The organism is Streptomyces triculaminicus, assembly GCF_017349075.1.
In the GTDB taxonomy this organism is placed as follows: Bacteria; Actinomycetota; Actinomycetes; order Streptomycetales; family Streptomycetaceae; genus Streptomyces; species Streptomyces triculaminicus.
Window position 1 is genome coordinate 2,088,853 of record NZ_JAFMOF010000001.1, and the last position, 25,756, is coordinate 2,114,608.

General features: G+C 73.7%; 24 protein-coding genes. 13 read left to right on the forward strand and 11 right to left on the reverse strand.

Features of this window, described 5'->3' with window-relative positions:
• Positions 1-6: 6 nt before the first annotated feature.
• The 5 genes from J1792_RS09745 to J1792_RS09765 all read right to left on the reverse strand — a co-directional run bounded on the left by J1792_RS09745 (position 7) and on the right by J1792_RS09765 (position 4,911).
• On the reverse strand, positions 7-1,002 hold the full coding sequence (locus tag J1792_RS09745; RefSeq protein ID WP_086568695.1) for an aldo/keto reductase: 996 nt from the start codon (positions 1,000-1,002) through the stop codon (positions 7-9).
• A 29-nt stretch (positions 1,003-1,031) separates the two neighbouring features.
• Entirely contained in the window at positions 1,032-2,168 is a 1,137-nt protein-coding gene (locus J1792_RS09750) for a permease (protein ID WP_207247127.1), read from the reverse strand.
• Positions 2,169-2,348: 180 nt separating this feature from the next.
• The gene (gene thpR / locus J1792_RS09755) at positions 2,349-2,930 is read right to left on the reverse strand and encodes an RNA 2',3'-cyclic phosphodiesterase (protein ID WP_207247021.1); all 582 of its coding nucleotides are present in this window, start codon (positions 2,928-2,930) and stop codon (positions 2,349-2,351) included.
• Positions 2,931-3,000: 70 nt separating this feature from the next.
• Positions 3,001-4,371, reverse strand: a complete 1,371-nt coding sequence (locus tag J1792_RS09760) for an MFS transporter (RefSeq protein WP_086568677.1) — start codon at positions 4,369-4,371, stop codon at positions 3,001-3,003.
• A gap of 93 nt (positions 4,372-4,464) precedes the next feature.
• The gene (locus tag J1792_RS09765) at positions 4,465-4,911 is read right to left on the reverse strand and encodes a MarR family winged helix-turn-helix transcriptional regulator (RefSeq protein ID WP_086568679.1); all 447 of its coding nucleotides are present in this window, start codon (positions 4,909-4,911) and stop codon (positions 4,465-4,467) included.
• A 198-nt stretch (positions 4,912-5,109) separates the two neighbouring features.
• Between J1792_RS09765 and J1792_RS09770 the strand changes: the two genes are divergently transcribed.
• Genes J1792_RS09770 through J1792_RS09780 form a run of 3 tightly spaced genes read left to right on the forward strand, consistent with a single transcriptional unit; the run spans position 5,110 to position 7,792 of the window.
• Positions 5,110-5,907 carry a CPBP family intramembrane glutamic endopeptidase gene (locus J1792_RS09770; RefSeq protein ID WP_207247022.1) on the forward strand — a complete coding sequence of 266 codons (798 nt, stop codon included), beginning with the start codon at positions 5,110-5,112 and terminating at the stop codon, positions 5,905-5,907.
• A 14-nt stretch (positions 5,908-5,921) separates the two neighbouring features.
• Positions 5,922-7,184 carry a sensor histidine kinase gene (locus J1792_RS09775; RefSeq protein WP_086568682.1) on the forward strand — a complete coding sequence of 421 codons (1,263 nt, stop codon included), beginning with the start codon at positions 5,922-5,924 and terminating at the stop codon, positions 7,182-7,184.
• The gene (locus J1792_RS09780; RefSeq protein ID WP_086568684.1) at positions 7,148-7,792 is read left to right on the forward strand and encodes a response regulator transcription factor; all 645 of its coding nucleotides are present in this window, start codon (positions 7,148-7,150) and stop codon (positions 7,790-7,792) included. The genes J1792_RS09775 and J1792_RS09780 overlap by 37 nt, the downstream gene beginning before the upstream one ends.
• Before the next feature lie 227 nt (positions 7,793-8,019).
• Here J1792_RS09780 and J1792_RS09785 read toward each other — a convergent pair whose 3' ends face one another.
• Complete coding sequence (locus J1792_RS09785) at positions 8,020-9,492, reverse strand: NCS2 family permease (RefSeq protein WP_207247023.1); 1,473 nt, start codon at positions 9,490-9,492, stop codon at positions 8,020-8,022.
• Between the two features lie 238 nt (positions 9,493-9,730).
• Between J1792_RS09785 and J1792_RS09790 the strand changes: the two genes are divergently transcribed.
• Positions 9,731-9,997, forward strand: coding sequence for a DUF2530 domain-containing protein (locus tag J1792_RS09790; RefSeq protein WP_086568688.1), 267 nt, complete (start codon positions 9,731-9,733; stop codon positions 9,995-9,997).
• Positions 9,998-10,103: 106 nt separating this feature from the next.
• The gene (locus tag J1792_RS09795; protein ID WP_207247024.1) at positions 10,104-12,452 is read left to right on the forward strand and encodes an HAD-IC family P-type ATPase; all 2,349 of its coding nucleotides are present in this window, start codon (positions 10,104-10,106) and stop codon (positions 12,450-12,452) included.
• Between the two features lies 1 nt (position 12,453).
• Here J1792_RS09795 and J1792_RS09800 read toward each other — a convergent pair whose 3' ends face one another.
• The 3 genes from J1792_RS09800 to J1792_RS09810 all read right to left on the reverse strand — a co-directional run bounded on the left by J1792_RS09800 (position 12,454) and on the right by J1792_RS09810 (position 17,372).
• Positions 12,454-12,645: a DUF1059 domain-containing protein gene (locus J1792_RS09800; protein ID WP_086568691.1), complete on the reverse strand. Its 192-nt coding sequence runs from the start codon at positions 12,643-12,645 to the stop codon at positions 12,454-12,456.
• 41 nt (positions 12,646-12,686) lie between these two features.
• A complete protein-coding gene (locus J1792_RS09805; protein ID WP_207247025.1) occupies positions 12,687-15,914 on the reverse strand; it encodes a sacsin N-terminal ATP-binding-like domain-containing protein in 3,228 nt (1,075 codons plus the stop codon).
• 564 nt (positions 15,915-16,478) lie between these two features.
• The gene (locus J1792_RS09810) at positions 16,479-17,372 is read right to left on the reverse strand and encodes a DUF3027 domain-containing protein (protein WP_086572908.1); all 894 of its coding nucleotides are present in this window, start codon (positions 17,370-17,372) and stop codon (positions 16,479-16,481) included.
• Positions 17,373-17,698: 326 nt separating this feature from the next.
• On the opposite strand from J1792_RS09810, the gene J1792_RS09815 reads away from it, so the two are divergent.
• The 4 genes from J1792_RS09815 to J1792_RS09830 are packed head-to-tail and all read left to right on the forward strand — an operon-like array spanning position 17,699 to position 21,169.
• Complete coding sequence (locus J1792_RS09815; RefSeq protein ID WP_207247026.1) at positions 17,699-19,081, forward strand: MFS transporter; 1,383 nt, start codon at positions 17,699-17,701, stop codon at positions 19,079-19,081.
• A 26-nt stretch (positions 19,082-19,107) separates the two neighbouring features.
• Positions 19,108-19,584 (forward strand): DUF2771 domain-containing protein, encoded by a 477-nt coding sequence (locus tag J1792_RS09820; RefSeq protein WP_086572907.1) that lies wholly within the window; start codon positions 19,108-19,110, stop codon positions 19,582-19,584.
• An 11-nt stretch (positions 19,585-19,595) separates the two neighbouring features.
• Positions 19,596-20,321 (forward strand): futalosine hydrolase, encoded by a 726-nt coding sequence (locus tag J1792_RS09825; RefSeq protein WP_086572905.1) that lies wholly within the window; start codon positions 19,596-19,598, stop codon positions 20,319-20,321.
• Positions 20,318-21,169, forward strand: coding sequence for a 1,4-dihydroxy-6-naphtoate synthase (locus J1792_RS09830; RefSeq protein WP_086572904.1), 852 nt, complete (start codon positions 20,318-20,320; stop codon positions 21,167-21,169). Before J1792_RS09825 ends, J1792_RS09830 begins: the two co-directional genes overlap by 4 nt.
• Positions 21,170-21,194: 25 nt before the next feature.
• On the opposite strand, the gene J1792_RS35335 is transcribed toward J1792_RS09830, so the two are convergent.
• Positions 21,195-21,578 (reverse strand): cold-shock protein, encoded by a 384-nt coding sequence (locus J1792_RS35335; RefSeq protein ID WP_071961777.1) that lies wholly within the window; start codon positions 21,576-21,578, stop codon positions 21,195-21,197.
• Between the two features lie 227 nt (positions 21,579-21,805).
• Between J1792_RS35335 and J1792_RS09840 the strand changes: the two genes are divergently transcribed.
• Entirely contained in the window at positions 21,806-22,054 is a 249-nt protein-coding gene (locus J1792_RS09840; RefSeq protein WP_086572902.1) for a hypothetical protein, read from the forward strand.
• On the opposite strand, the gene J1792_RS09845 is transcribed toward J1792_RS09840, so the two are convergent.
• Positions 22,021-22,686: an HAD family hydrolase gene (locus J1792_RS09845; protein WP_086572901.1), complete on the reverse strand. Its 666-nt coding sequence runs from the start codon at positions 22,684-22,686 to the stop codon at positions 22,021-22,023. The two genes, J1792_RS09840 and J1792_RS09845, sit on opposite strands and share 34 nt — an antisense overlap.
• A gap of 128 nt (positions 22,687-22,814) precedes the next feature.
• Here J1792_RS09845 and J1792_RS09850 point away from each other — a divergent pair, with 128 nt between their 5' ends.
• Genes J1792_RS09850 through J1792_RS09860 form a run of 3 tightly spaced genes read left to right on the forward strand, consistent with a single transcriptional unit; the run spans position 22,815 to position 25,740 of the window.
• Positions 22,815-23,849 carry a FecCD family ABC transporter permease gene (locus tag J1792_RS09850; protein ID WP_086572899.1) on the forward strand — a complete coding sequence of 345 codons (1,035 nt, stop codon included), beginning with the start codon at positions 22,815-22,817 and terminating at the stop codon, positions 23,847-23,849.
• The gene (locus J1792_RS09855; protein ID WP_307842932.1) at positions 23,846-24,931 is read left to right on the forward strand and encodes a FecCD family ABC transporter permease; all 1,086 of its coding nucleotides are present in this window, start codon (positions 23,846-23,848) and stop codon (positions 24,929-24,931) included. Before J1792_RS09850 ends, J1792_RS09855 begins: the two co-directional genes overlap by 4 nt.
• Positions 24,928-25,740, forward strand: a complete 813-nt coding sequence (locus tag J1792_RS09860) for an ABC transporter ATP-binding protein (RefSeq protein WP_086572898.1) — start codon at positions 24,928-24,930, stop codon at positions 25,738-25,740. Before J1792_RS09855 ends, J1792_RS09860 begins: the two co-directional genes overlap by 4 nt.
• The last annotated feature ends 16 nt before the right edge of the window (positions 25,741-25,756 follow it).

Sequence of the window (25,756 nt, forward strand, 5' to 3'; positions counted from 1 at the left end):
GCCGGATTACCAGGCGAAGGCCTCCGGGGAGGGGCCCGGGCCCGGGAAGACGCCGTCGAGCGCGGTCAGCAGATCCTCGTCCAGGCGCAGCTCGAGGGCGCGCAGCGCGCTCTCGAGCTGTCCGAGGGTGCGCGGTCCGACGATCGGGCCGGTGACGCCGGGGCGGGTGAGCAGCCAGGCCAGGGCGACCTCGCCGGGTGCCAGGCCGTGCTTGTCCAGCAGGTCCTCGTACGCCTGCACCTGCTCGCGGACCTTGGTGTTCGCGAGCGCGTCGGCCGACCGGCCGGACGCGGCGCGGGCGCTGCCGCCCTCCCTCTCCTTGCGCAGAACGCCGCCGAGGAGGCCGCCGTGCAGCGGGGACCAGGGGATCACGCCGAGCCCGTACGCCTCGGCCGCCGGAATGACCTCCATCTCGGCGCGGCGCTCGGCGAGGTTGTACAGGCACTGCTCGCTGACGAGGCCGAGCGTGCCGCGGCGGCGGGCGCTCTCGTTGGCCTGGGCGATGTGCCAGCCGGCGTGGTTGGACGACCCCGCGTAGACGATCTTGCCCTGCTGGACGAGGACGTCGATGGCCTGCCAGATCTCGTCCCACGGGGTGGCCCGGTCGACGTGGTGGAACTGGTAGAGGTCGATGTGGTCGGTGCCCAGGCGCCGCAGGCTGCCCTCGACGGCCCGCCGGATGTTCACAGCGGACAGGCGGTCGTGGTTGGGCCAGTTGGCGCCGTCCGGGCCCATGTTGCCGAACACCTTGGTGGCGATCACGACCTTCTCCCGCCGCCCGCCGCCCTTGGCGAGCCAGCTGCCGATGATCTCCTCGGTGCGGCCCTTGTCGTCGCCCCAGCCGTAGACGTTGGCGGTGTCGAAGAAGTTCAGGCCCGCGTCGAGCGCGGCGTCCATGATGGCGTGGCTGTCGGCCTCGCCGGTCTGCGGGCCGAAGTTCATGGTGCCGAGGACGAGCCGGCTGACCTTCAGTCCTGTGCGTCCGAGCTGCGTGTACTCCATGGCGACCAAGCCAACGCCTTCGAGCGCGCTCAAGGCAAGGGCGCCCCGCCCATCGTGCGGAGCATCGCCCGTCCGCCCGTGGCGAGGAAGCGGGCCCCCAGCACCGCGCCCAGCAGCAGGAAGACGATGTTGAGGAACGTCGTGTAGTTCCACGTCACCCCCGCCATGGGCACATGCGCACGGGCCTGGTCGGGGATCAGTCCGAGCGCGCCGAAGAGGAACTCCACGGCGTACCCGGCGAGGACCATGGCGGCGTAGAAGGTGCCCAGCAGGTACAGGGCCGTTCGGGTGCCGTAGTACTTCCGGTAGATGGCGAGGATGGGCAGGATCAGCAGGTCGGCGAAGATGAACGCCACCACGCCGCCGAAGCTGATCCCGCCCTGCCACAGCACCACCGCCAGCGGCACGTTGCCGATCGAGCACACGAACGAGGCGATCGCCACCAGCGGCCCCACCAGCGGGCCCCAGAGCTTCGCCGCCCGCGGGTGTCCCTCGAAGAACAGCGCCTGCCAGAAGGCCTCCGGCACCCAGGCGGCGATCGCGCCCGCGATCAGCAGGCCCAGCACCAGGTCGCGCAGGATCGCCGCCCACTCCATGACGAAGACGCGGGAGACGGCCGTGAATCCCTCGCCCGACAGCAGCCGCCGGACGAACGAGCGGCTCCCGCCCACCGACATGTCCATCGCCGCGTGCCCCTCCATCGCCCCGGCCACGCCCCGCTCGGCCTGCTCCCTGGCCCGGCGCAGCAGGCTCTCCCGCAGCGTCAGGCGGAACAGCACCGCCAGCACCGCGATCATGATCAGGCCGCCCGCGAACTCCGCCGCCGTGAACTGCCAGCCCAGCAGCAGCGCCAGGATCACGCCCAGCTCGACCACCAGGTTCGTCGAGGCGATCTCGAAGCCCATCGCGGCCGTGAAGTGCGCCCCCTTCACGAACAGCGAGCGGGCGAGCGCCACGGCGGCGTACGAGCAGGAGGACGAGGCCGCGCCCAGCCCGGCCGCGACGGCGAGGGTACGGGGACGGTCGTCGCCCAGCAGCGAGACGACGGAGGACCGGCGCACCACGGCCTGGACCACGGCGGACAGCGCGAAGCCGAGGATCAGCGCCCAGGTGATCTCCCAGGTCATGGCCCCGGCGATGGACAGCGCGCGCAGCACGGCGTGGATCACCCCACCAGCATCGCCGCCCGCGCCCGGCGTCCGGCGTCCGGGCGGCCTGCGTGTCGCGCCCTACGGCGTCACCTCACCGCGGCCACCACGGCGACGACGACGAGCATCACGGCGAGCGCACCGGTCATGATCCGGTTTCTGGTCTTGGGGTCCACCCCTCGAGCGTAACCGGAGCGGTCAGCCGGCCCGCCGGGTGCCCAGGGGCCAGGACGCCACGGTCTCGTAGCGGGGGCGCTCACCGGGGACGCCGGAGGCGGGCAGATGGCTTTGGACGAGCTCCACGCGCTCGGCCCACCAGCGGCGTCCCCGGAACTCCGCCAGCTCCTCCGCGTACGGCCGGAGATTCACATGGCCGGCGGTCCGGGCGAGGGTGAGGTGGGGGCGGAAGGGCTTGGTGTCGGCCATGTGCACGCCGGCTCGCCGGGCGCCGGCGGCGGTGGAGCGGGCGAGGCCGCCCAGGGTCTCCACGGAGCCGGTCGCCCCGACCCACAGGATCCGGTCGCCGAACCGGCCGCCTCCGGCGAACCGCAGCTCGTGCACCGGATGCCGGTGGGCGGCGCGACCGAGGCGCTCGTCCAGCTCCGGCAGCAGGGCCTCGTCGACCTCGCCGAGGAAGGCGAGCGTGAAGTGCCACAGGGCGGGCTCGGTCCAGCGCAGGCGGCCCCGCCGGTCGGGCAGGGCCGCGCGCAATTGCGCCACCTCGTCCGCCAGTTCGTCGATCGCGGGCCGGGGAGGAACCACCGCGGCGAACAGTCGCATGGGACCAGTGTCGCCCGGGTCACGACCGATCGGCCGGAGGTGGGGCAGGGGAACCGTGGTGCCCCCGCCCTCACACCGTCGCGGTCAGCCGCTCCGGGCGCTCCGCGGTCTCGCGGGGGACGAAGGCCACATGCCGGTGGCCCCGCCGGAAGTCGACCTTCAGACGCAGGTCGCCCGCGCGGGCCAGCGCCAGGCCGACGGCGGCCGCCGCGAGCGCCGAGACGACGCCGCCGGCGAGGAAGCCGGTGCGGGGCCCGTACGCGTCGGTGATCCAGCCGACCAGGGGCGCGCCCAGCGGCGTACCGCCCATGAAGACCATCATGAACAGGCTCATCACCCGTCCCCGCAGTGCGGGGTCGGCGGCCATCTGGAGGCCGGAGTTGGCGGTGACGTTGATCGTCAGGCCGCACATGCCGATCGGCACGAGCAGCAGCGCGAAGACCCAGAACGAGGGCGCGAGCGCCGCCGTGATCTCCAGCACGCCGAACAGCGCCGCGGCCCCCACCAGCAGCCGCGGCCGCGAGCTGCCCCGGCGGGCCGCGAGCAGCGCGCCGACCAGCGAGCCGGCCGCCATCAGGGTGTTGAGCAGGCCGTAGGTGCTGGCGTCGGCGTGGAAGACGTCATTGACGAACGCCGTGAGCCAGATGGGGAAGTTGAAGCCGAAGGTGCCGATGAAGCCGACCAGCACGATGGGCCAGATCAGGTCCGGGTTCCCGGCGACGTAGCGCAGGCCCTCCCTCAGCTGGCCCTTGCCGCGCGGGGCGCGCTCGGCCCTGTGCAGTTCGCCGGTGCGCATCATCAGCAGTCCGGCGACGGGCGCGGCGAACGACAGTCCGTTGGCCAGGAACGCCCAGCCGCTGCCCACGGCGGTGATCAGCACACCGGCGACGGCCGGGCCGACCAGCCGGGCGGACTGGAAGTTGGCGGAGTTCAGGCTGACGGCGTTGCGCAGGTCGGCGGGTCCGACCATCTCGGCGACGAACGCCTGCCGGGCGGGGTTGTCGACGACGGTGACGAGACCGAGGACGAAGGCGGTGAGGTAGACGTGCCAGACCTCGACCCGTCCGGTGAGGGTGAGCACGGCGAGCGCGACGCCGGTGACGCCCATCGCCGTCTGGGTCGCCAGCAGCAGCCGGCGCTTGGGGGAACGGTCGGCTATGACGCCGCCGTAGAGCCCGAACAACAGCATGGGCAGGAACTGCAGTGCCGTGGTGATGCCCACGGCGGCCGAGGAGCCGGTGATGCTGAGGACCAGCCAGTCCTGGGCGATCCGCTGCATCCAGGTGCCGGTGTTGGACACCACCTGACCGGCGGCGAAGAGCCGGTAGTTGCGGATGCGGAGCGAGCTGAACGTGCCTCCCTTGGTGTGCAGGGAGGTGGTGCGTGCGTCGTGGTGGTGGTTCGGTGCGGGTGCGGAGTCTGCTCCGGGTCCCGAACTCAAGGTGGGGTCGCCTCCTTCTCTGTGCGCTGTCTCCTTGCGCGGCGCGCCGGCGGGCGCGCGCTCGGCGCGCTCGTGGGGAGCGGTGCCGGGCGCCTACAGGTGCGCGAGTTTCTCCAGGACGGGCGCGGCGGCGCGCAGCGTCGCCCGCTCGTCCTCGTCCAGCTGGCCCACCAGTTCGGCGAGCCAGGCATTGCGCTTGCGACGGCTCTGTTCGAGCATCGCCTCGGCCTGCTCCGTCTGGCGGACCACCTTCTGGCGGCGGTCCTCGGGATGCGGCTCGAGAGCGACGAGCCCCTTGCCCTCCAGCAGCGCGACGATGCGGGTCATCGACGGCGGCTGCACATGCTCCTTGCGGGCGAGCTCGCCCGGGGTGGCGGAGCCGCAGCGGGCGAGGGTGCCCAGGACCGACATCTCGGCCGGGCTGAGCGACTCGTCCACCCGCTGGTGCTTGAGCCTGCGGGACAGCCGCATCACCGCCGACCGAAGGTCGTTCACGGCGGCGCTGTCGTCTGGTTCGAGGGTGCGGGAAGGCTCCGGCATGACAATTAGATTACCTCATTACTTGCCCTAAAGAAAGTGGGCACTGGGGCGGACGGAAGCACGCGAGGGGAGCGCTCCCGCACGGGCACGGGGGGTGTACGTACGTACACCCCGGCCCGGCAGCCAGACGCAGTGGCCGCCGCCCCGCCACCCGGCATCGTCGAAGGCGAACCAACGACCCGAGGGGGGCGCGACGGCATGAGGACAGCCGGCAACACGTGGAACGGCGGCATCGGAGCACCGGTGGGGGTGTTCCTGACGGTCGCCTTCCTGGCCGCGGGGGCGCTCGGCACGGCGCAGCCCGCGACGGGGATTCCCCCCGAGGTCGTCCAGCTGACCCAGTTCGGGCCGGCTCTGGGAGTGGGGCTGGCGGCACTGCTGTGGCCGGGCCGGGTACGGGCCCTGCTCGCCGGGGCCCTGCGCGGCCGCGGGGCGGGCGGGGGCGCCCTGCTGCTGACCGCGCCCCTGATCATCGCCCTGAGCGCCGGCGCGTACGCCCTCCTGACCGGGGACGCGCGGTTCACCCGCCCGGACACGCTCGAGCACCCCTTCGCGCTGATCGTCGTGGCCCAGATGATCGGCGCCTGCGGCGAGGAGATCGGCTGGCGCTGCTTCCTGCAGCCACTGCTGCGCACCCGCTTCGGCCCGCTCGCGACCTCGGTCACGGTCGGCGCGATCTGGGGCGTCTGGCACGTGGGCGTCTTCGCCGAGGACCCGGTGTACGCGGCGGCGTTCCTGGTGGGGGCCATCGCCATGTCCGTCGTCATGGGGCGGGCGCTCGAGGGCACCCGGGCCGGCGGGCTGCCGCTCGCCGGCGGCTTCCACGCCCTGATCAACCTCGGCATGCTGCTGCTCATGGACGAGGAGTCCGGCGCCGTGCTCCCGATGGTGCTTTTCGGGGCGGCGTGCCTGGCGGCGGCGGTGCTGTGGACCTGGCGGAACGCCCGTACGGCACCGGCGGCTAGGATCCGCACGATTCCGGAACACGTTCGATAGGGCGACGCACCCCCATGGCCTCGGTTGTCTCCCGCGCCTGCGTCGCCGCCGCGCGCTGCCAGTGGGCGAGCCTGCTCGCCCTGGCGGTGCCGTTCGTGGGCTCGCTCGTGGTGTGCGCCCTGCTGCTGTTGCCCGTCGGCGCCGGCTTCGCCCTGCTGCCGCCCGCCGCAAGGGCCCTGCGCTCACTGTCCGACCGGGCCCGCGCGCGGGCCGGGCGCTGGACCGGCACGCACATCAGCCCGCCGCCGGACCTGACCACCGGCCCCGCCCCGGGCCCGCGCCGCCGGGCGGCCGCGATCCTGGCCGACGAGGGGTTCTGGCGCGACCTGACGTGGGCCTGGCTGGAGCCGGCGGTCGGCGGACTGCTCGTCGCCGTGCCGCTGGCCCTCATCGAGTACGGGGCGTTCGGCGCGCTCGTCCAGCCGTTCATCTGGCGGATCATCGACGACGGCAACTGGTACGCCTTCGTCCCCGTGCACAGCACCGCGACGATGCTCGCCGCCCTCGCCCTGGGCCTGGCCTTCGCCGCCGGCGGCCTGGCCGCCGCACCCGCCGTCCTCCGGCTGCACGCCCGCTGGAGCCGGCTGCTGCTGTCCGCGCCCCGCAGCGCCGAACTCGCCCGCCGCGTGGAACGGCTCACCGACACCCGCGACCGGGCCCTGGACACCCAGGCGGCCGAACTGCGCCGCATCGAACGGGACCTGCACGACGGCGCCCAGGCCCGCCTCGTCGCCCTCGGCATGACGCTGGACAGCGCCACCCGCCTGCTGGACACCGACCCGGCGGCCGCCCGCGAGCTGCTGCTGGACGTCCGCAGGACCTCCGAGGCGGCGCTGCGGGACCTGCGCGACCTGGTCCACGGCATCCACCCGCCGGTCCTCGCCGACCGGGGGCTCGGCGACGCGGTCCGGTCGCTGGCGCTCGACACCTTCCTCGACGTGCACGTCGAGGCCCGCCTGCCGGGCCGGCTCCCGGCGCCGGTCGAGTCCGCCGCGTACTTCGCGGTGAGCGAGGCGCTGACCAACGCCGCCAAGCACGCGCGGGCCCGGGAGGTACGGATCACGCTGACCCACGAGGACGGCACGCTGCGGGCCGTCGTCGCCGACGACGGCCGCGGCGGCGCCGACGTCGCGGGCGGCACCGGACTGCTGGGGGTGCGGCGCCGGTTGGATACCTTCGACGGCGTCCTCGCCCTGCACAGCCCGCCGGGCGGCCCGACCACCGTGACGATGGAGATCCCGTGCGCGTTGTCCTCGCCGAAGACCTCTTCCTGCTGAGAGACGGCCTCATACGCACGCTGCGCGAGCACGGCTGCGAGGTCGTGGCGGCCGTGGACAACGGCCCGTCCCTGCTGCGCGCGCTGCTGGAGGAGGAGCCGGACGTGGCGGTGGTCGACGTCCGCCTCCCGCCGAGCTTCACCGACGAGGGCCTGCAGGCCGCGCTCGAGGCCCGCCGCCGGCGGCCCGGCCTGCCCGTACTGGTGCTCTCGCAGTACGTCGAGCAGCTCTACGCCAACGAGCTGCTGGCCGGCGGCGAGGGCGCCGTCGGCTATCTGCTCAAGGACCGGGTGACCAACACCGAGCAGTTCGTCGACGCGGTCCGCCGGGTCGCCGCCGGCGGGACGGTGATGGACCCTCAGGTCATCGCCAAGCTGCTCGCGCGGGGCGAGGCCCGGGGGACGGTCGGCGACCTGACGGCGCGCGAGCGCGACGTGCTGGAGCTGATGGCCGAGGGCCGCTCGAACGCCGCGATCGCGAGCGGCCTGCACATCAGCGAGAGCGCGGTCGCCAAGCACACGGCGAGCATCTTCGCCAGGCTCGGCATCGCCCCGTCGGCGGACGACAACCGCCGGGTGCTGGCCGTGCTGGCCTACCTCAAGCGCTAGGGGGTGTCCGGTGGGTCGGTGCGGGTCCTGCGGCGTCTGGTGCGGTGGATCGCAAGGCGGAGCATCTCCCTCGGACTGAGCGTCCTCGGGTGATGCGACAACGCAGCGAGGTGCCGTGCTGGGGGCACCTCCCAGCGGTAGCTGGGGGAGCCGCAGGGCCCGTGCCGGCCCATCGGACACCCCCTGGGCCGGCCCGGCCGGCACCCGGCGGTGGCGGTCGTGTCCGGTTACTTCACGCCCAGCAGCTGCTCGATCGGGTCGAGCATGAAGTAGACGAGGAAGCAGGCCCCGACGACGTTCAGCAGCCAGGGGATCTCGCGGGCCCGCTTGTCGGCGATCCGCAGCAGGATGAAGGCGAGGACGCCGATGCCGATGCCGTTGGTGATCGAGTAGGTGAACGGCATGGAGATGATCGTCAGGAACGCGGGGATCGCGATCGTGAAGTCACTCCAGTCGATCTCCTTGACGTTCGAGGCCATGATCAGGAAGCCGACGACGACCAGGGCGGGGGTCGCGGCCTGGGCGGGCACCACGGTGGCCAGCGGGGTGAAGACGAGGGCGAGCAGGAAGAGCCCGCCGGTCATCAGGTTGGCCAGGCCCGTACGGGCGCCCTCGCCGACGCCCGCCGTGGACTCCACGAAGCAGGTGTTGGCGGAGGCGGAGCCGGCGCCGCCGGCCGCCACGGCCACACCGTCCATCATGAGGATCCTGCCCATGTTGGGCAGCTGGCCCTTCTCGTCCGTCAGGCCGGCCTCCTCGCCGACGCCGATGATCGTGCCCATGGCGTCGAAGAAGCCGGACAGCAGCACGGTGAAGACGAACAGGCAGCCGGTGAGCAGGCCGACCTCATGGAATCCGCCGAAGAGGCTGACGTCGCCTATGAGCCCGAAGTCCGGGGTGTCCACGATCTTGTCCGGCACGGTGGGCACGGACAGGCCCCAGCCCGCGTCCGGGATCTCGACCAGCGAGTTGATGACGATCGCCACGACCGTCATCACGACGATCCCGATGAGGATCGCGCCCGGCGCCTTGCGCACCAGCAGGATGAACGTCAGCGCGAGCCCGGCCGCGAAGACCAGCACCGGCCAGCCGGTCAGCTGACCGCCCTGGCCCAGCCCCATCGGGACGGTGGTGTGGGCGGCGTCGGGGTTGCGGCTGACGAAGCCGGAGTCGACCAGGCCGATCAGCGAGATGAACAGGCCGATGCCGATCGCGATGGCGCGCCGCAGCCCGCCGGGAATGGCGTCCATGACGCGCTGCCGCAGACCGGAGGCGACCAGCACCATCAGCACCAGGCCGGCCAGGACGACCATGCCCATCGCGTCCGGCCAGCTCATCTTGGGCGCCAGCTGCAGCGAGACGACGGCGTTGATGCCGAGGCCGGCGGCGCAGGCGATGGGCACGTTGCCGATCGCGCCCATGAGGACGGTGCTGAGCCCGGCCATCAGGGCGGTGGCCGTGACCAGCTGGCCGTTGTCCAGCTGGTGGCCGAACTTGTCCTGGCCCGCCCCGAGGATGATCGGGTTCAGCACGATGATGTACGCCATCGCGAAGAAGGTCGCCAGGCCGCCGCGCAGCTCACGGGCGACGGACGAACCCCGCTCGGTGATCCGGAAATACCGGTCGAGGGCGTTCTTTCCGACGGGCGGCACGGGCGACGACGGGGCGTCGTCGACCGTGGAGGTGGCCGAGGTGGGCATGGGGGGAACCTCAGTCGTACGGGCCCGGGAGGGCAAGAGGACAAACAAAAAGGATCAAGATCCGAACCACTTTTGGATGATTGAACTAAACCGTTCAGTCAAATCCAGTTCGATTCAGTATGAATAAACAAACGCCGAATGGCTATCTCCGCGCGTAGACCCCTGCGGCACAAGGCCTCCGTCTCCGGACCCCACCGGGCTTCACCGAGTGACGACCCGAACGCACTAGGCTGACGCCATGACGAAGTGGACACCCACGCACGAGGCCCCCGAGCCCCTGGAGGGCCCGGTCGTCGCCACCATCACCGGCGGCACGATCCTGTGGTTCGTCCTCTTCCTCGCCCAGCTGCCGTTCTACGGCTGGTTCGAGGACCACGGGCACGCCTGGTGGGTGTGGACCTGCCTCGCCGGCGGCGGCCTGGGCCTCATCGGCGTCTGGTACGTCCGCAAGCGCGACGCCGCCCTTCGCCGCCACGCGGCGAAGAACTCCGGGCACACCGCCTGACGGGACGGGGCACCGGGATCACCGCCCGGGGGCACGACCGGGCGGGAGGGGCCGGGGCGCGGCCCTCGAAAGGCCGAGCGCCCGGCGCCCCCGTACCGTCGGACGTATGAGCCACCCCGGTCTCACCGCCCGCGAAGTCGCCGAGCGCGTGGCCCGCGGCGAGGTCAACGACGTCCCGGTCCGCTCCTCACGCTCCACCCGGGACATCGTCCGGGCCAACGTCCTCACCCGCTTCAACGCCATCATCGGCGTCCTCTTCCTGATCATCCTGGTCGTCGGCCCCCTCCAGGACGGCCTCTTCGGCTTCGTGATCATCGCCAACACCGCGATCGGCATCGTCCAGGAGCTCCGCGCCAAGAAGACCCTCGACTCCCTGGCCGTCATCGGCGAGGCGAAACCCACCGTCCGCCGCGACGGCACCCCCGCCCCCGTCGCCACCGGCGAGATCGTCCTCGGCGACGTCATCGAGCTCGGCCCCGGCGACAAGTGCGTCGTCGACGGCGACGTCCTCGAGGCCGACGGCCTCGAGATCGACGAGTCCCTGCTCACCGGCGAGGCCGACCCCGTCCTCAAACGGCCCGGCGACCCGGTCATGTCCGGCTCCTTCGTGGTCGCCGGCGGCGGCGCCTTCACCGCCACCAAGGTCGGCCGCGAGGCCTACGCCGCCCAGCTGGCCGAGGAGGCCTCCCGCTTCACCCTCGTCCACTCCGAACTGCGCACCGGCATCAGCGTGATCCTCAAGTACGTCACCTGGATGATGATCCCCACCGCCCTGGGCCTCATCGTCAGCCAGCTCGTGATCGAGGACCACGACTGGCGCGAGGCCGTCCGGCGGATGGTCGCCGGCATCGTGCCGATGGTCCCCGAGGGCCTGGTGCTGCTCACCTCGGTCGCCTTCGCCATCGGCGTCGTCCGCCTCGGCCGCCGGCAGTGCCTGGTGCAGGAGCTGCCCGCCATCGAGGGCCTGGCCCGCGTCGACGTGGTCTGCCTGGACAAGACCGGCACCCTCACCGAGGGCGGCATGGACGTCAGCGAACTGCGCCTCCTGCCCGACGCCCCCGCCGACGAGCCCTCCGTACGCCGGGTGCTCGGCGCGCTGGGCGAGTCCGACCCCCGCCCCAACGCCAGCCTCCAGGCCATCATCGACGCCTACCCCGACGGCACCGGCCGGCGCTGCACCGCGTCCCTGCCGTTCTCCTCGGCCCGCAAATACAGCGGCGCCTCCTTCGACGGCCCCGGCACGCAGGGCGGCAACTGGCTGCTGGGCGCCCCCGACGTCCTGCTGCCCTCCGGCGCCGCGGCCCTCGCCGAAGCCGACGACCTCAACGCCCGGGGCCTGCGCGTCCTGCTCCTGGCCCGCGCCTCCCGCGAACTGGGCGACCCGCGCGTCACCGAGGACGTCCACCCCACCGCCCTGGTCGTCCTCGAGCAGCGGCTGCGCTCCGACGCGGCGGACACCCTGCGCTACTTCGCCGAACAGGACGTCTCCGCCAAGGTGATCTCCGGCGACAACGCCGTCTCCGTCGGAGCCGTCGCCGCCCAGCTGGCCCTGCCCGGCGCCGAGACCCCCGTGGACGCCCGCCGGCTGCCCGGCGAGCGCGACGCGATGGCACGGGCCCTGGACCGGGGCGCGGTCTTCGGCCGCGTCACCCCCCAGCAGAAGCGGGACATGGTCGGCGCCCTGCAGTCACGCGGCCACACGGTGGCCATGACCGGCGACGGCGTCAACGACGTGCTCGCGCTCAAGGACGCCGACATCGGCGTGGCCATGGGCTCCGGCTCCGAGGCCACCCGCGCCGTCGCCCAGATCGTGCTGCTGAACAACAGCTTCGCCACGCTGCCCTCCGTCGTGGCCGAGGGCAGACGCGTGATCGGCAACATCACGCGCGTGGCGACGCTGTTCCTGACCAAGACGGTCTACTCCGTCCTGCTGGCCGTCCTGGTCGTCTGCACCCGCGTGCCCTACCCGTTCCTCCCCCGCCACCTGACGCTGCTCTCCACGCTGACCATCGGCGTCCCCGCCTTCTTCCTCGCCCTCGCGCCGAACCGGGAACGCGCCCAGCCCCATTTCGTACGCCGCGTCATGCGCTACGCCGTCCCCGCGGGGCTGATCGCGGGCACGGCCACCTTCGCCGCCTACCTCCTGGCCCGCCACTACTACGCGGGCGTGGACGTGCTCGGCGCGGAGACGAGCGCGGCGACGCTCACGCTGTTCCTGATCTCCCTGTGGGTGCTCGCGATCATCGCGCGGCCCTACACCTGGTGGCGGGTGGCACTGGTGCTGACGATGGCGGCGGCGTTCGTGATCGTCCTGCTCACGCCGTGGCTCCAGCGCTTCTTCGCCCTCAAGCTGATCGGCACGACGATGCCGTGGACCGCCGTGGCGATCGCCGCCGTGGCCGCGATCGCCCTGGAGTTCACCTGGCGCTGGGTGAGCCGCCGCTTCCCGGCGTGAGTCAGGCGCCGGGCTTCTCGTCCTCCAGGAACTCCTTGATCTGCTCGCGCAGCTCGGGAGAGTCCTCGTGCTGATGGACGGACACCGCGTGCTCGGCGGCGGCCCGCAGGACCTCGTCCTCCTCGCCCGCGATGCGCAGCGTGCAGTTCGACTCGCTGGGGAACCTGCGGCAGTCGGCGACTTTCCTGGTCATCACGGCCTCCCTGAATCGGGTGCACTGCCAGGATAGATCCGTCAGTCGAACCAGCGGTCCCGCGCCAGCTCCTCCGTCCGGGAGGAGTCCTCCAGCAGTGCCGCCGCCTCGAACCGCCGCGCCCACGCCCCGGCCGCCCAGGCCAGGCCCGCCGCCACGCCCTCCAGCGTCGCCGCGTGCAGCACCCCGTCCGGGCCCAGACGCCAGTCCAGCTCGACGCCGTCGACCACGAGCTCCTCGTGCTCGACATACGTCGCCGGCGCCCCCGGCAGCAGCACCCGCACACCCTCCGGAACGTCCCGGACCTCGCCCTCGCCGGCCGCCACGACCCCCGGCACGGTCTCCCCGAGCCGGCGCACCTGCAGCAGTTCGGCCAGCTCGCCCGCCAGCTCCGGCCGCACCGGCAGCAGGGCGATCCCCTCCGCCAGCGGCAGCAGGTCCGGGGCGTCCGCGACGACCGCGTCCGCGGCGTCCACGACCCGCACCTCGCCGTCGACGACCGCCCGCAGATCGTCCGGAAGGGTCACCTCCGACGGGTCCATCCCGGCCAGCCCCCCGTACAGCCCGTGCAGCTGCGCCGGGCCCACCGGGAGCTCCGGGTCCGCCAGGCGGGTCAGCAGCTCCGCCGCGCCCCCGGGCTCGTCCAGCAGGGCGGCCACCGAGGTCCGCACCCCCAGCGCCCGCAGCACCTGCTCGTCCGCGAGGCCGCCCGCGTCCGCCGCCTCGTACAGCCCCGCCAGCAGCGGGTCGCCGCCCTCCACCCGCAGCCCGGCGGGCCGGCGCCCGTCCAGAACCGGGTGCCCACGCAGCCACCAGGCGGTGTACGGGCGTACGGACTCGGTCGTACCGTCCGGCAGCAGCACCCGCACCGGCGCGGTCAGCGCGTCCCGCAGCGGCGGCCGGGACAGCATGGCCAGCACCCGCGGCCAGGCGTCGTCGTCCACCAGGTCGAGGTCCCGTACGGCCACGACCTCCGTGGCGACCGGCGGCACCGGGGTGTCCGGCAGCCGGTCCAGCACGTCCTCGCACCACACGTCCACCGCGTCCAGCAGCCCGACGTCGTCCGGCTCGGCGAAGTCGCCGTCGCGCGGCTCCAGTTCGTCCGGGTCCAGGACGACGTCCGTGGCCCGCACGAGCGCGAAGTCCGCCAGCACGCCGACCGCCGTCAGCGGCTGCTCGCCCCACCGCTCGACGAGCTCGGCGTCGCACGCGGCGAGCTCACCCGGACGGATGACCGACTCGAACGCGCTGCCGGGCAACACGAGTTCACCGGCCGGCGCCAGCTCGCCGTCCTCGTCCGGAAGCGCGAGGGCGCCGAGCCACGGCTCGTCGCCCGGCGCGAGATCGGCGTCGCGCACCAGCGTGAGGACCACCTCGACCAGCGCGTCGGCGTCCAGCCCCTCCTCGTCCCAGACGTCCTCCGCGTCCAGCGACCCCGCGACCGCCGCCCGCACCTGAGGCGTCGTCAGGACGGCACGCGGGGAACTCGGCGTCGCGCCGAGCTTCTCCAGCAGCGGATGGGCCGCGTCCGGATGGGCGACCTTCAGCCCCAGCCGCGACAGCCGCTCCGAACCCGTCGTGTCGGCCGGCGGAAGCAGCACCTGCCGGGGCCCGATGGCCGTACGGCCGTCGGCGAGCGGCACGGGCAGACCGGTCAGCCGGTCCGGGTCGACGCCGGCGAGGCTGTCGTACAGCCTCCACCACCAGGTCGCCGGCCGCTCGGCCCCGGCGAGACGGTCGATCGCCTCACCGAGCGGCACCCGGGCCACGCCCAGCGCCCGGAGCTCCTGGCGGCGCTCGAGCCCGGCGGGCAGCAGGTTGGGGAACAGCTCGCCCAGCACCGCGACGGTCTCCGCCCCGGCACCCTCCACGACCTCGGCGTACACCGGACGCAGGGCGACCCGCTCACCGCCGCCCGGCCCGCCCGGGGCCAGGGCGTCGTCCCAGCTCTGCGTGGCGGCGTCCGGGCCCTCCGTCCAGGGGATGCCCTCGATGCCGCCGCCCAGGGCCGGCGCGGGCTCGCCGCCGACGTCCGTGACCGAGGCCGCGCTCGGCAGGAACGGCACGCGCGGCAGCCGCTCCAGCACCAGGCGGCGCAGCTCGGCGTCCAGCACGCCGGTGGCCAGCGGGGCCGGGACCAGGTCGAGGGTGCCGGTGGAGACCGGGTGCCAGTCGCGGAGCAGGTCCGCGTAGGCCTCGGCGGCGCGCTCGGTGAGGAAGGCGGTCAGCGGGCCGGGCGCCGTGTGCCGGCGCGTCGGCTCGAGCGGGAAGGTGGCGATGAGCAGGCCCGGCAGGCCCAACGGCTCGTCCGTGGGGGTCGGGGCGTGCAGGACCGGGGCGGTACGCGGCCGCTCCGGCGCGCCGTCCGGGCCGGCCGGGACCGCCCAGGTCACCGACCAGTGGGGGCGCAGCCGCTCCTCGACGGGGCGGTCGGCCAGAAGCGCGGCGTCCAGCGGGCCGCCGGCCTGCTCCACGCGCCAGCGCGTGGGGACCGGGCGGGCGGAGTCGTCGATGACGACGTACGGGCCCTCCTGGCGGCGCGTCAGCGTACGGACGACGCCGTCCGGCGTCTCGACGACGACCTCGGCCAGCCCCGGCAGGGTCAGCAGCAGCGCGTCGTCGACGCCCGCGAGCAGGCGCGCGGTCAGATCCTCGGCCGCGCCGTCGCGCAGCGGAAGGACGACGACGGTGTCATAGCCGTCCGGCGCCGCGCCCTCGGCCGGGAAGGGCATGCGCAGCAGCGGCACATGGCCCTCGCGGCGGCGCAGCTCGCCCCCGAGTCCCGGGCTGCCGAACGCCGCGTCCTCGGCGAGGGCGCGGGCCTCGGTCAGGGACCAGCGGACGCCGCCGGTGCGGCCGACGATCGCGGGCTCGTCACTGACCGCCAGCACGGCCGCGAAGCCGACGCCGAAACGGCCGACGGCCCGGCTCTCGTCGTCGCGCTTGGCCGACGCGCGCAGCGTGGACAGCGACTCGACGCCCGTGGCGTCCAGGGGAACGCCCGTGTTGGCGGCGGCCAGGGTGGCGGGCGCTCCGGCGCCCGCCACGTGCAGGGTGAGGCGCAGACGGCCGGGCACGCCGGCGCGGGCCGCCGCGTCCGCGGCGTTCTGGGCGAGCTCCACCACGAGGCGGTCGCGGTACCCGCCGAGGGCGAGGTCCTCCTCGGCGTTGGCGTCCTCCCGGAACCGCGCGGGCGAGGTAACCCACGCGTCCAGCACGCCGCGCCGCAGCCGCGCGGTCCCGAACGGATCCACTCCGGTGCCGGTCACGTCTTGTCGTCTCCCTGGGAGTGGTGCCGTTGCCTTTGCGGCTGAACGTACAGCGCGGGTGGGGGTGCGTGGTGGGGCGGGGCCGGGTCGGTGTGGGCCGGGTCGGTGTGGGCCGGGTCGGTGTGGGCCGGGCCCTTCCGGGGCTGGATTATTTACGGCCCGGAGCCCTCTGACGCGATGGTCGCCCCGCACTTGGGCCGCAAATAACCCTTACGCCCCTACCAGGAACCGTCCCACCCCGCCCCGGCCCCGCCCCACCACGCAGGGGAGGTCGGGTAGGCCCAAGTCCAGGTCACCGCGCCAGTACGCACGCGGAGGCCCGCCCACCCTGGGGACCGGCCCGCACCCTGGTGGCCGACCCGCGCCGCCCCGTCGACGTGACGGGAGGGGGTCGGGGGCGCAGGAGGGTGTTCCGGAATGCTGCCGGATATTTGTGGGCCCAATGTGAGGGCACTCAATGCGCGAGACGGTGACGGGCCCGTAAATATCCGATTCCGGAACACCCTCCGGAGCCCCCGGCCCCCGCACCACGACAACGGCGCTCAGCCCAAGGCGCCCGACGACTCAGGCGTGCCCGAGGTCGTCCTCGTCCTCCGCCTCCGACGGCTCAGACTCCCGCAGCGGGAACTCGTCCACCAGCGTCTCGTCCACAACCGGCGGCGCCGGCCGCGGCGCCTTCGGCATCACGGCCGCCTCCGAGTGCCCACCGCACCCGTACGCCAGGGACACCACGTGCCCGTCCGCCGGACCGAACTCGTTGCCGCAGATGCCGAAAGCCTGGCCGAGGGAGCCCCCGATCGGCACGAGGAAGCCGCAGCTGACGCAGGGGGCCGGGGCGGCCTGGGCCATGGCGGTCTTGGTGCCGTGGGTCTCGTCCCAGCGGTCGGCGGCCGTGTGCAGTCCGTAGCGGGAGAGGACCCGGGCACGACGCAGGCCCAGTTCCTCGGCGAGGGCGGTGATGGAGCCGCGCGCGGGGGCGGTCGGCTGGGCGGAGGGCGGCCCGGCGGAGACCTCGGCGTCCTCGGAGTCGGCGAGGGCGGCCATCTCGGCGGAGACGGCGGAGTTCGGCGGCGGGGTCTCGTCGCCGGTCCAGCCGGGTTCCAGGCGGGGGTCGTCGGCCTGGGTGGGCAGGAGGTCGCCGGGGCCCATGTCGCCGGGGCGCAGGCGTTCGCTCCAGGGCACCCATTCGGGGGCGAGGAGGGCGTCGGGGCCGGGCAGCAGGACGGTCTCGTCGAGGGTGACGTGCTTGGCACGGGAGGCGCGGGCGACGGTGACGGCCCAGCGCCAGCCGCGGTAGCCGGGGTCGTCGCAGGCGAAGTAGTGGGTGACGACGCGGTCCCCGTCGGCGACGACCTCGACGTGGTCGCCGACCTTTCCGGGCAGCGCGGCTTCCTCGGCCGCCGCCCGGGCGAGTTCGACCGCCTCGGCGCACAGGCGGTCCGGGGTACGGCTTCGCATCGCAGCACTCACAAGAATCGATTCTCTCTTCCACGCCGTCTCACGAGTGCGCCAGCCGAACGGTCGGGGCCGCGGACGGAGCGGACCGGGGGACCGCGTCGACGTCCGCGCCCGAACGGCCTCGGGCGCACCTGTCATCACCCATTCTGCGGGATCTGGACTCGAGGTGCGGCCAAAGCGGCGACCGGTGGCGCGCTACGCACGCTACCCCGCGCGGCCGCCCGGGGGATACCCGGGCTTCGGCGAGCCCCCGACAAGGTGCCGGGCGCGCCCCGCTGATACCCCGAAAGTGCCCTGCCCGGTGCCAGTTGGGGCAGTATGGCGTGGTGGGAGCCATCCGGTCAGCCGAAGGCGGTCCGCTCCGCCGTACGGTCCGGGGCGCGGGCCGGGTGCTGCGCGCGCCCTTCGCGGGGGCGGCCCGGGGGGTCCGCCGGGCGACGCACGCGCATGGCGCGGGCGAGTCCGGGCTGGGGAAGCTGATCGAGCTGCACGCCGTGAATTCGGCGGGCGACATGATGATCACCATCGCCCTGGCCTCGACGGTCTTCTTCTCGGTGCCGACGGACCAGGCGCGCGGGCGGGTGGCGCTGTACCTGGCGGTGACGATGGCGCCGTTCACGCTGCTGGCGCCGGTGATCGGTCCGCTGCTGGACCGGATCCCGCATGGCCGCAGGGCGGCGATGGCGGGCTCGATGCTGACGCGGGCGCTGCTGGCGCTGATGATGTCGGACGCGGTGGCGAGCGGTGGGCTGGAGCTGTATCCGGCGGCGCTGGGCGTGCTGGTGGCGTCGAAGGCGTACGGGGTGGTGCGCTCGGCGGTGGTGCCGCGGCTGCTGCCGCCGCGGATCGCGCTGGTGAAGGCGAATTCCCGGGTGACGCTCGGGGGCCTGCTGGCCACGGGCGTGGCGGCCCCGCTGGGTGCGGGGCTGCATCAGCTGGGGCCGGCGTATCCGTTGTACGGGGCGTGCGCGGTGTTCGCGTTCGGTACGTATCTGTCGTTGTCGCTGCCGCACAAGGTGGACTCGGCGAAGGGCGAGGCCCGGGCCCGGCTGACGGCGGACGGGCCGGTGCGGCAGCCGGCCCGGCGGCGCAAGGCCGGCAGGCGGCCGCGGCCGGGGCTGCGCACGGTGGGGTCGTCGGTGCTGCACGGGCTGCAGGCGAACGGCTCGCTGCGGATGCTGTCGGGGTTCCTGACGTTCTTTCTGGCGTTCCTGCTGCGGGTGCATCCGCTGGGCGGGCTGAGCCCGGCGTTCTCGCTGGGGGTGGTCGCGATCGCGGCGGGCGCCGGCAACGCCCTGGGCACGGCGATAGGGGCGCTGCTGCGTTCGCGGGGGCCGGAGAAGATGATCGCGCTGGTGCTGACGGCGGCGCTGGGGACGACGATAGTGGCGGCCGTGCTGTACAGCGCGTTCTTCGTGGTGGTGGTGGCGGCGGTCGCGGGGATCTCGCAGGCGCTGGGCAAGCAGTCGCTGGACGCGTTGATCCAGCGGGATGTGCCGGAGGAGGTGCGGACGTCCGCTTTCGCCCGTTCGGAGACTTTGCTGCAGATGTGCTGGGTGGTGGGCGGGGCGATCGGGATCCTGCTGCCGCTGAACGGCGTGGTGGGGATGTCGGTGGCGGCGGGCTTCCTGGCACTGGGCGCGGCCACTGCCGTACGGGGCCTGCTGACGGCGGCCCGGCGCGGCTCGCCGCACCCGCGCGTGGCCTGAGCGGAGGGGCCCGATAGCCTGCCCGCATGACCGCTGCGATTTTCCGGGGCAAGCGCCGCCGCGCCGCTGCCGCCGTCGGTGCCGTGACCTTCGGGCTCATCGCCCTCTCCGCCTGCGACAAGCCGACTCCGCTGGCGACCGTGACCGTCGGTTCGACGACGGTGACCTCCGAGGCGGCCTGCTACAACGAGGGCGAGGCCGTGGCCAACGACAAGATCGTTGGCTGCATGAAGGAGGACTCCGGCAAGACCGTCAAGGCGGCCTTCGAGGACAAGGTCCGCTTCGGCGTCGACCCGAAGATCGCCGACGAGGGCTGGACGATCTTCATCAACGGCCAGCCGGCCGAGCAGGAGCCGAACAAGAAGACCTACCGGACGATCCCGGCCAGCGCCTTCTTCTCCGGCGGCCAGGGCGGCGCCACCAAGGAGACCAAGGTCAGCATCGTGGAGACCAATTCGGGCAAGGCCCTGGGCGTCTGGAACTTCACCCTCGAGCGCGACTGACGCCGCCGCCGATGCGTGTTCTCGTCGTCACCGCCGTCCCGGCCGAACGTGACGCCGTGACGGCCGCGGCCGGACCGCCTCCCCGGGAGGTCCGGCTGCCCGGTGGCACCCTGCTGCACCGGGTGCGGCCGGGCGACGCCGACGGGCCGGTGCTGGACGTGCTGGCCGCGGGCGTGGGCCCCGCCGCCGCCGCGGCGGGGGCGGCGACGGCGCTGACGGCCGCCGCGGTGACCGGCGAGCCCTACGAGCTGGTGGTCGCCGCCGGCATCGCGGGCGGCTTCGCGCCCCGCGCGGCGCTGGGCGGCGTGGTGGTCTCCGACACGATCGTGGCCCCGGACCTGGGCGCGCAGTCGAGCGACGGCGGTTTCCTGTCCCTGGACGAGCTGGGCTTCGGTGTGATCGAGCACCGGGTGCCGGAGCGGCTCGCGCGGACGGTGGCCGAGGCGACCGGCGGGGTGCGCGGCGCCGTGCTGACCGTGACGTCGGCGACCGGCACCGCCGAGCGGGCCGCGGAGCTGACGGCGCGCCACCCGGACGCGGTGGCGGAGGGCATGGAGGGCTTCGGCGTGGCCGAGGCGGCCGTGGCGCACCGGGTGCCGGTGGTGGAGCTGCGCGCGGTCTCGAACGCCGTGGGGCCCCGCGACCGGGGCGCGTGGCGGATCGGCGCGGCGCTGACCGCGCTCACCGGCGCCTTCCGCCGGCTCTCCCCCGTACTCGAACCGGAGGTGCTGACGTGAGCGGCCCGATCAAGATCGCTTATTCGCCCTGTCCGAACGACACGTTCGTCTTCGACGCCTGGGCGCACGGCCGGGTTCCGGGCGCTCCTGAGCTGGACGTGACGTTCGCCGACATCGACCTCACCAACGGGATGGCCGAGCGCGGCGAGTTCGACGTACTGAAGGTGTCGTACGCCGTCCTGCCGTGGGTGCTGGACGAGTACGCGCTGCTGCCGTGCGGCGGGGCGCTGGGCCGGGGCTGCGGGCCGCTGGTGCTGACCCGTGAGGCGGCGAGCCCGGCGGATCTGGCCGGGAAGACCGTCGCGGTGCCGAGCGAGCGCTCGACGGCCTATCTGCTGTTCCGCCTGTGGGCCGCGGCCGAGGTGCCGGGCGGTGTCGGCGAGGTCGTCGTGCTGCCGTTCCACGAGATCATGCCGGCCGTGCGGGACGGCAAGGTGGACGCGGGCCTGGTCATCCACGAAGCGCGGTTCACGTATCAGGACTACGGCCTCACCCGCCTCGCCGACATGGGCGAGCACTGGGAGGAGACCACCACGCTGCCCATTCCGCTGGGCGCGATCATCGCCAAGCGGTCGCTGGGCGAGGAGACGCTGCGGGAGCTGGCCCGGGCGGCGCGGACGTCGGTGCGGATGGCCTGGGACGATCCGGAGGTCTCCCGGCCGTATGTGCTGGCGCACGCGCAGGAGATGGATCCGGCGGTCGCGGACGCGCACATCGGGCTGTACGTCAACGAATTCACGGCCGACCTCGGTGAGGCCGGCTACGCCGCGGTGCGCGGGCTGCTGACCCGCGCCGCGGCCGAGGGGCTCGTACCGCCCCTCGGGCCGGGCGCGCTCGGCTTCGTCTGACGGTCCTGGACCGTCCTGAACGGTCCTAGACGTCCATCTGGTCGGCGACCGCGCGCAGCATGCCGGCGATCTTCGAGCCGTGGGCCTTGTCGGGGTAGCGGCCGCGCTCCAGCTGCTGGGTGACGTTCTCCAGCAGCGTGGTGAGGTCCTGGACGATGGAGGCGAGTTCGTCGGGCTTGCGGCGCTGGGCGGCCGCGACCGACGGAGTGGGGTCGAGCAGAGTCACCGTCAGCGCCTGGTCACCGCGCTGGCCTGCCACGACCCCGAACTCCACGCGCTGGCCGGGCTTGAGGGCGTCGACCCCGTCCGGGAGCACCGAGGAGTGCACGAAGACGTCTCCGCCGTCGTCGCGGGAGAGAAAGCCGAAGCCCTTCTCGCTGTTGAACCACTTGACCTTGCCGGTAGGCACGTCTGTCCTCGTCCTCGTGTCTCGTCGGAATACCGAAAAAGCGAAAATTCTGCAATCAACAGAAAAACTGCTCTGGATAGCACTACAGCGGGCCGCAAGACCCGCCACCCCCAAGGCTAATGGTCCCGGGCCCGGTGACAAGACGTCCTCGGGCCGTACCGCCGCGCGTCCGGTCCGCCGCCGTCAGCCGGACGCCATACCGCCGCCCAGGGATCTACCCTGGTCAGGTGAGTAGCGAAACGCCCCGAGCCGGGGATCTGCTGGTACGGGCCGGTGCCGTCGTGTTCCTGGTGGGCGCGGTGGCCACGCTGGCCACCGTCGCGCCGCTGTTCCTGGGGGCCGATCCGCTGCCGCCCGCGGCCTACTTCGTGTGCATGCTGATGGGCGTCGGATTCCTGGTCTCCGGGGCCGGAGTGCTGCGCTCGATCGCCGAACAGCGCCGTCAGGCGCGTGGAACGGTGGATTCCGCGGCATAGCCGGAGCGGTGGGCGCGCAGCCAGGCGGGGAATTCCGCCAGGCCGCCCTCCAGCACCACGTCCGCCCCTTCCGCGCGGAGTTCCGCCGCGCCGTACGGGCCGGTGGGCACCGCCACGGCGACCGCTCCGGCGGTGTGCGCCCCGCGCACGTCCCCGACGTGGTCGCCGACGTACACCGACGCGCCGTGCTCGCGCAGCGCGACCGCCTTGGCCTCGGCCCACAGGTCGCCGACCAGCTCGTCGGCCCGGATGTCCAGGTGTTCGAGGTGCAGACGGGCGTTGCGGGGGTTCTTGGCCGTCACCACGATGGCCCGCCCGCCCAGTTCGCGTACGGCCGCCACGGCCTCGCGGGCGCCCGGCATGGCGGGCGAGGGCAGGATGCCGTGCTCGGGGTAGCCGGCCAGGTAGACGGCGTTGGCCCGCTCGACGTCCTCCTCCGGGAACCAGTTGCGCAGCTCCTGCTTGAGCGGCGGGCCGAGGCGGCCGATGACGAGGTCGACGTCGATGGGGGTGCCGGTGGCGGCCACCAGCGCCTCGTACGCCGCCCTGATGCCGGGGCGGGAGTCGACCAGCGTCAGGTCGAGGTCGAAGCCGACCGTGAACCGGTGGTCCGTGCGCGCGAGCGGGGTCATGCCCCACATTGTGCCCGGCACCCCACCCGTACACTTAGGCTTGCCTCACCACGGCTTGATCCCGCAGGAGCGGCTTGTTCCGGCCGTAGTCACGCGCCGCAACCGCAGCCGTCGCCGAAGTGGAACTCATGCAAGCCGCCGTCCCGACCAGCAACCCGAGAACGCCTTCGGGCGCCCGCCGCCGCGTCGGCTGGACGGTGGCCGCGGTCGCCGCCCTGCTGCTGGCGGCCCTGCTCAGCCTGGCGGTCGGCAGCCGGCCCGTGGCGCCCTCGCAGGTGCTCCACGCGCTGCTGCACGACGGCGACGACCCGGCGAGCACCATCGTGCGGAGCATGCGGCTGCCGCGCACGGTCGTCGGCCTGATGGTCGGCGCCGCGCTGGCCATGGCGGGCACGGTCATGCAGGGCATCACCCGCAACCCCATCGCCGAGCCGGGCATCCTCGGCGTCGGCCAGGGCGCCGCGCTGGGCGTGGTGCTCGCCATCACCGTGGCCGGGACGCACGGGCCCGGCGGCTATGTGTGGTTCGCCTTCGCCGGCGCCGCCCTGGCCTCGGTGGCCGTCTACGCGATCGCCTCCCGCGGCCGCGGCGGGGCCTCCCCCATCAAGCTGGCGCTCGCCGGGGCGGCGCTCAACGCCCTGATCACCTCCGTCGTCAACGGCGTGCTGACCACCCACGCCGCCACCCTGGACGAGTTCCGCTTCTGGCAGATCGGCTCCATCGCCGGGCCGGGCGCCGGCACGGCCTGGAAGATCTGGCCGTTCCTGCTGGCGGGCACGGTGCTGGTGCTGTCGGTGGCCCGCGGCCTGGACGCGCTGGCGCTCGGCGAGGACGTCGCCCGGGGGCTGGGGCAGAACGTGGGGCTCGTACGGATCGTCGGCGGCGTCGGCGCGACCGTCCTGACCGGCGTCGGGGTCGCGGCCGCCGGGCCCATCGTCTTCCTGGGCCTGGCCGTTCCGCACCTGGCCCGCGCGCTCGTCGGCACCGACCACCGCTGGGTGCTGCCCATGGCGGCGCTCCTCGGCCCGGTGATGCTGCTGGGCGCCGACGTCCTCGGCCGGGTGCTGTACGAGGGCAGCGAGGTGCCGTCCGGCGTGATGACCGCGCTGATCGGCCTGCCGTTCCTCGTCACGCTCGTCCGCCGTAAGGCGGTGGCGGCGTGAGCGCGATACCCCAGGCGACAACCGCACCCCTGGCGAGGACCGCCGCGCGTCCGGCCGGCTACGCCCTCGTCCGGGCCGGGCGCGGGTCGTTCCTGGTCCACCGGCGCGGCGCGGCCGTCGCGGCCGGGCTGGTGCTGCTGCTGGCCGCCGCGTGCCTGACGTACCTGTGCGTCGGCAAGACCTGCACCGCGCCCGGCGAGGCGCTGAAGGTGCTCTTCGGGCAGCCGTCCGCGGAGGAGTTCACCGTGGGCACCGCGCGGCTGCCCCGGATGACCGTCGGCCTGCTGGCCGGCGCCGCCTTCGGCGTCGCGGGGGCCCTCATCCAGACCGTCGCCCGCAACCCGCTGGCCAGCCCCGACGTCATCGGCGTCAGCCAGGGCGCGAGCGCGCTGACGGTGGGCGCGATGACCTTCGGGGTCACCTCCTACGCCGCCCTGCCCTATGTGTCGGTGGCCGGCGGCCTGCTGGCCGCGGCCCTCGTCTACGCCTTCGCCTGGCGGGGCGGACTGCAGGCCACCCGCTTCGTGCTGATCGGCATCGGCTTCGCGGTCGCGCTGCGCTCGGTCACCCACCTCTTCCTGACCAAGGGCGACTACCTCGTCGCCCAGCAGGCGAAGGTGTGGATGACCGGCTCGCTCAACGCCCGCGGCTGGGACGAGGCGGCCCCGCTGGCGTGGACGCTGCTTCTGCTGGCGCCGTTCGTGTGCTGGGCGGCGCGCGCGCAGCGCACGGTGTCCATGGACGACGACACGGCCACCGCGCTGGGCGTACGCCTGGGGCGGGTGCGGGTGGGGCTGGCGCTGCTCGGCGTCGTCCTGGCCTCGGTCGCCACGGGCGCGGCCGGGCCGGTGGACTTCGTGGCGCTGCTGGCCCCGCAGATCGCCCGCCGGATGACGCGGACCGCGCAGATCCCGCTGCTGTGCTCGGCGCTGGTGGGTTCGGTGCTCGTGGTCGTGGCCGACCTGCTGGCCCGCAAGCTGTTCGAGCCGACCGAGCTGCCGGTGGGCGTGCTGACCGCCGCCGTCGGGGCCCCGTATCTGATCTGGCTGATCGCCCGCGGCCGTACCGGAGGAAAAGCGTGACCGTCGAAACCGCCGCCGGCAGCCGGCTCGGCGCCCGTGACCTGACCCTGTCCTACGAGGAGCGCACGGTCGTCGAGGGCCTCGACCTGGACGTCCCCGACGGCGAGGTCACCGTGATCGTCGGCCCGAACGCGTGCGGCAAGTCGACGCTGCTGCGCGCGCTCGGCAGGCTGCTGCGGCCCGCGCGCGGCGCGGTGCTGCTGGACGGCGAGGAGCTCGCCCGGATACCCACCCGGCGCGTCGCCCAGTCGCTGGGGCTGCTGCCCCAGACGCCCGTCGCGCCGGAGGCCATCACGGTCGCGGACCTGGTGGCGCGCGGCCGCCAGCCGCACCAGCGGTGGTGGCGGCAGTGGTCGGAGGAGGACGAGCGGGCGGTGGCCGAGGCCATGGCCCGCACCGACGTCGCCGCCCTCGCCGACCGGCCGGTGGACGAGCTCTCGGGCGGCCAGCGGCAGCGCGTGTGGATCGCGATGGCCCTCGCCCAGGACACGGACCTGCTGCTCCTGGACGAGCCGACCACCTACCTGGACATCTCCCACCAGGTGGAGGTCCTCGACCTGTGCCGCCGGCTCAACCAGGAGCGGGGCCGGACGGTGGTGGCGGTGCTGCACGACCTGAACCAGGCGGCGCGCTACGCGGACCACCTGGTGGCCATGAAGGCGGGCCGGATCGTGGCGCGCGGCCGGCCGGCGGACGTGGTGACGGCCGAGCTGGTGCGCGAGGTCTTCGGGCTGGAGTCGGTGGTGGTCGCCGACCCCGTGACGGGCGGTCCGCTGGTGGTCCCGGGGAGGCCCTGGGGGGCGGCGTAGCGCCTCCCACGGGCGT

What these genes read in the sequence shown, in the direction of transcription:
- J1792_RS09745 (WP_086568695.1), bottom strand. Translation starts at nt 1,002, where the DNA reads ATGGAGTACACGCAGCTCGGACGCACAGGACTGAAGGTCAGCCGGCTC.
- thpR (WP_207247021.1), bottom strand. Translation starts at nt 2,930, where the DNA reads ATGCGACTGTTCGCCGCGGTGGTTCCTCCCCGGCCCGCGATCGACGAA.
- J1792_RS09765 (WP_086568679.1), bottom strand. Translation starts at nt 4,911, where the DNA reads ATGCCGGAGCCTTCCCGCACCCTCGAACCAGACGACAGCGCCGCCGTG.
- J1792_RS09770 (WP_207247022.1), top strand. Translation starts at nt 5,110, where the DNA reads ATGAGGACAGCCGGCAACACGTGGAACGGCGGCATCGGAGCACCGGTG.
- J1792_RS09775 (WP_086568682.1), top strand. Translation starts at nt 5,922, where the DNA reads ATGGCCTCGGTTGTCTCCCGCGCCTGCGTCGCCGCCGCGCGCTGCCAG.
- J1792_RS09785 (WP_207247023.1), bottom strand. Translation starts at nt 9,492, where the DNA reads ATGCCCACCTCGGCCACCTCCACGGTCGACGACGCCCCGTCGTCGCCC.
- J1792_RS09790 (WP_086568688.1), top strand. Translation starts at nt 9,731, where the DNA reads ATGACGAAGTGGACACCCACGCACGAGGCCCCCGAGCCCCTGGAGGGC.
- J1792_RS09795 (WP_207247024.1), top strand. Translation starts at nt 10,104, where the DNA reads ATGAGCCACCCCGGTCTCACCGCCCGCGAAGTCGCCGAGCGCGTGGCC.
- J1792_RS09800 (WP_086568691.1), bottom strand. Translation starts at nt 12,645, where the DNA reads ATGACCAGGAAAGTCGCCGACTGCCGCAGGTTCCCCAGCGAGTCGAAC.
- J1792_RS09810 (WP_086572908.1), bottom strand. Translation starts at nt 17,372, where the DNA reads ATGCGAAGCCGTACCCCGGACCGCCTGTGCGCCGAGGCGGTCGAACTC.
- J1792_RS09820 (WP_086572907.1), top strand. Translation starts at nt 19,108, where the DNA reads ATGACCGCTGCGATTTTCCGGGGCAAGCGCCGCCGCGCCGCTGCCGCC.
- J1792_RS09825 (WP_086572905.1), top strand. Translation starts at nt 19,596, where the DNA reads ATGCGTGTTCTCGTCGTCACCGCCGTCCCGGCCGAACGTGACGCCGTG.
- J1792_RS09845 (WP_086572901.1), bottom strand. Translation starts at nt 22,686, where the DNA reads ATGACCCCGCTCGCGCGCACGGACCACCGGTTCACGGTCGGCTTCGAC.
- J1792_RS09850 (WP_086572899.1), top strand. Translation starts at nt 22,815, where the DNA reads ATGCAAGCCGCCGTCCCGACCAGCAACCCGAGAACGCCTTCGGGCGCC.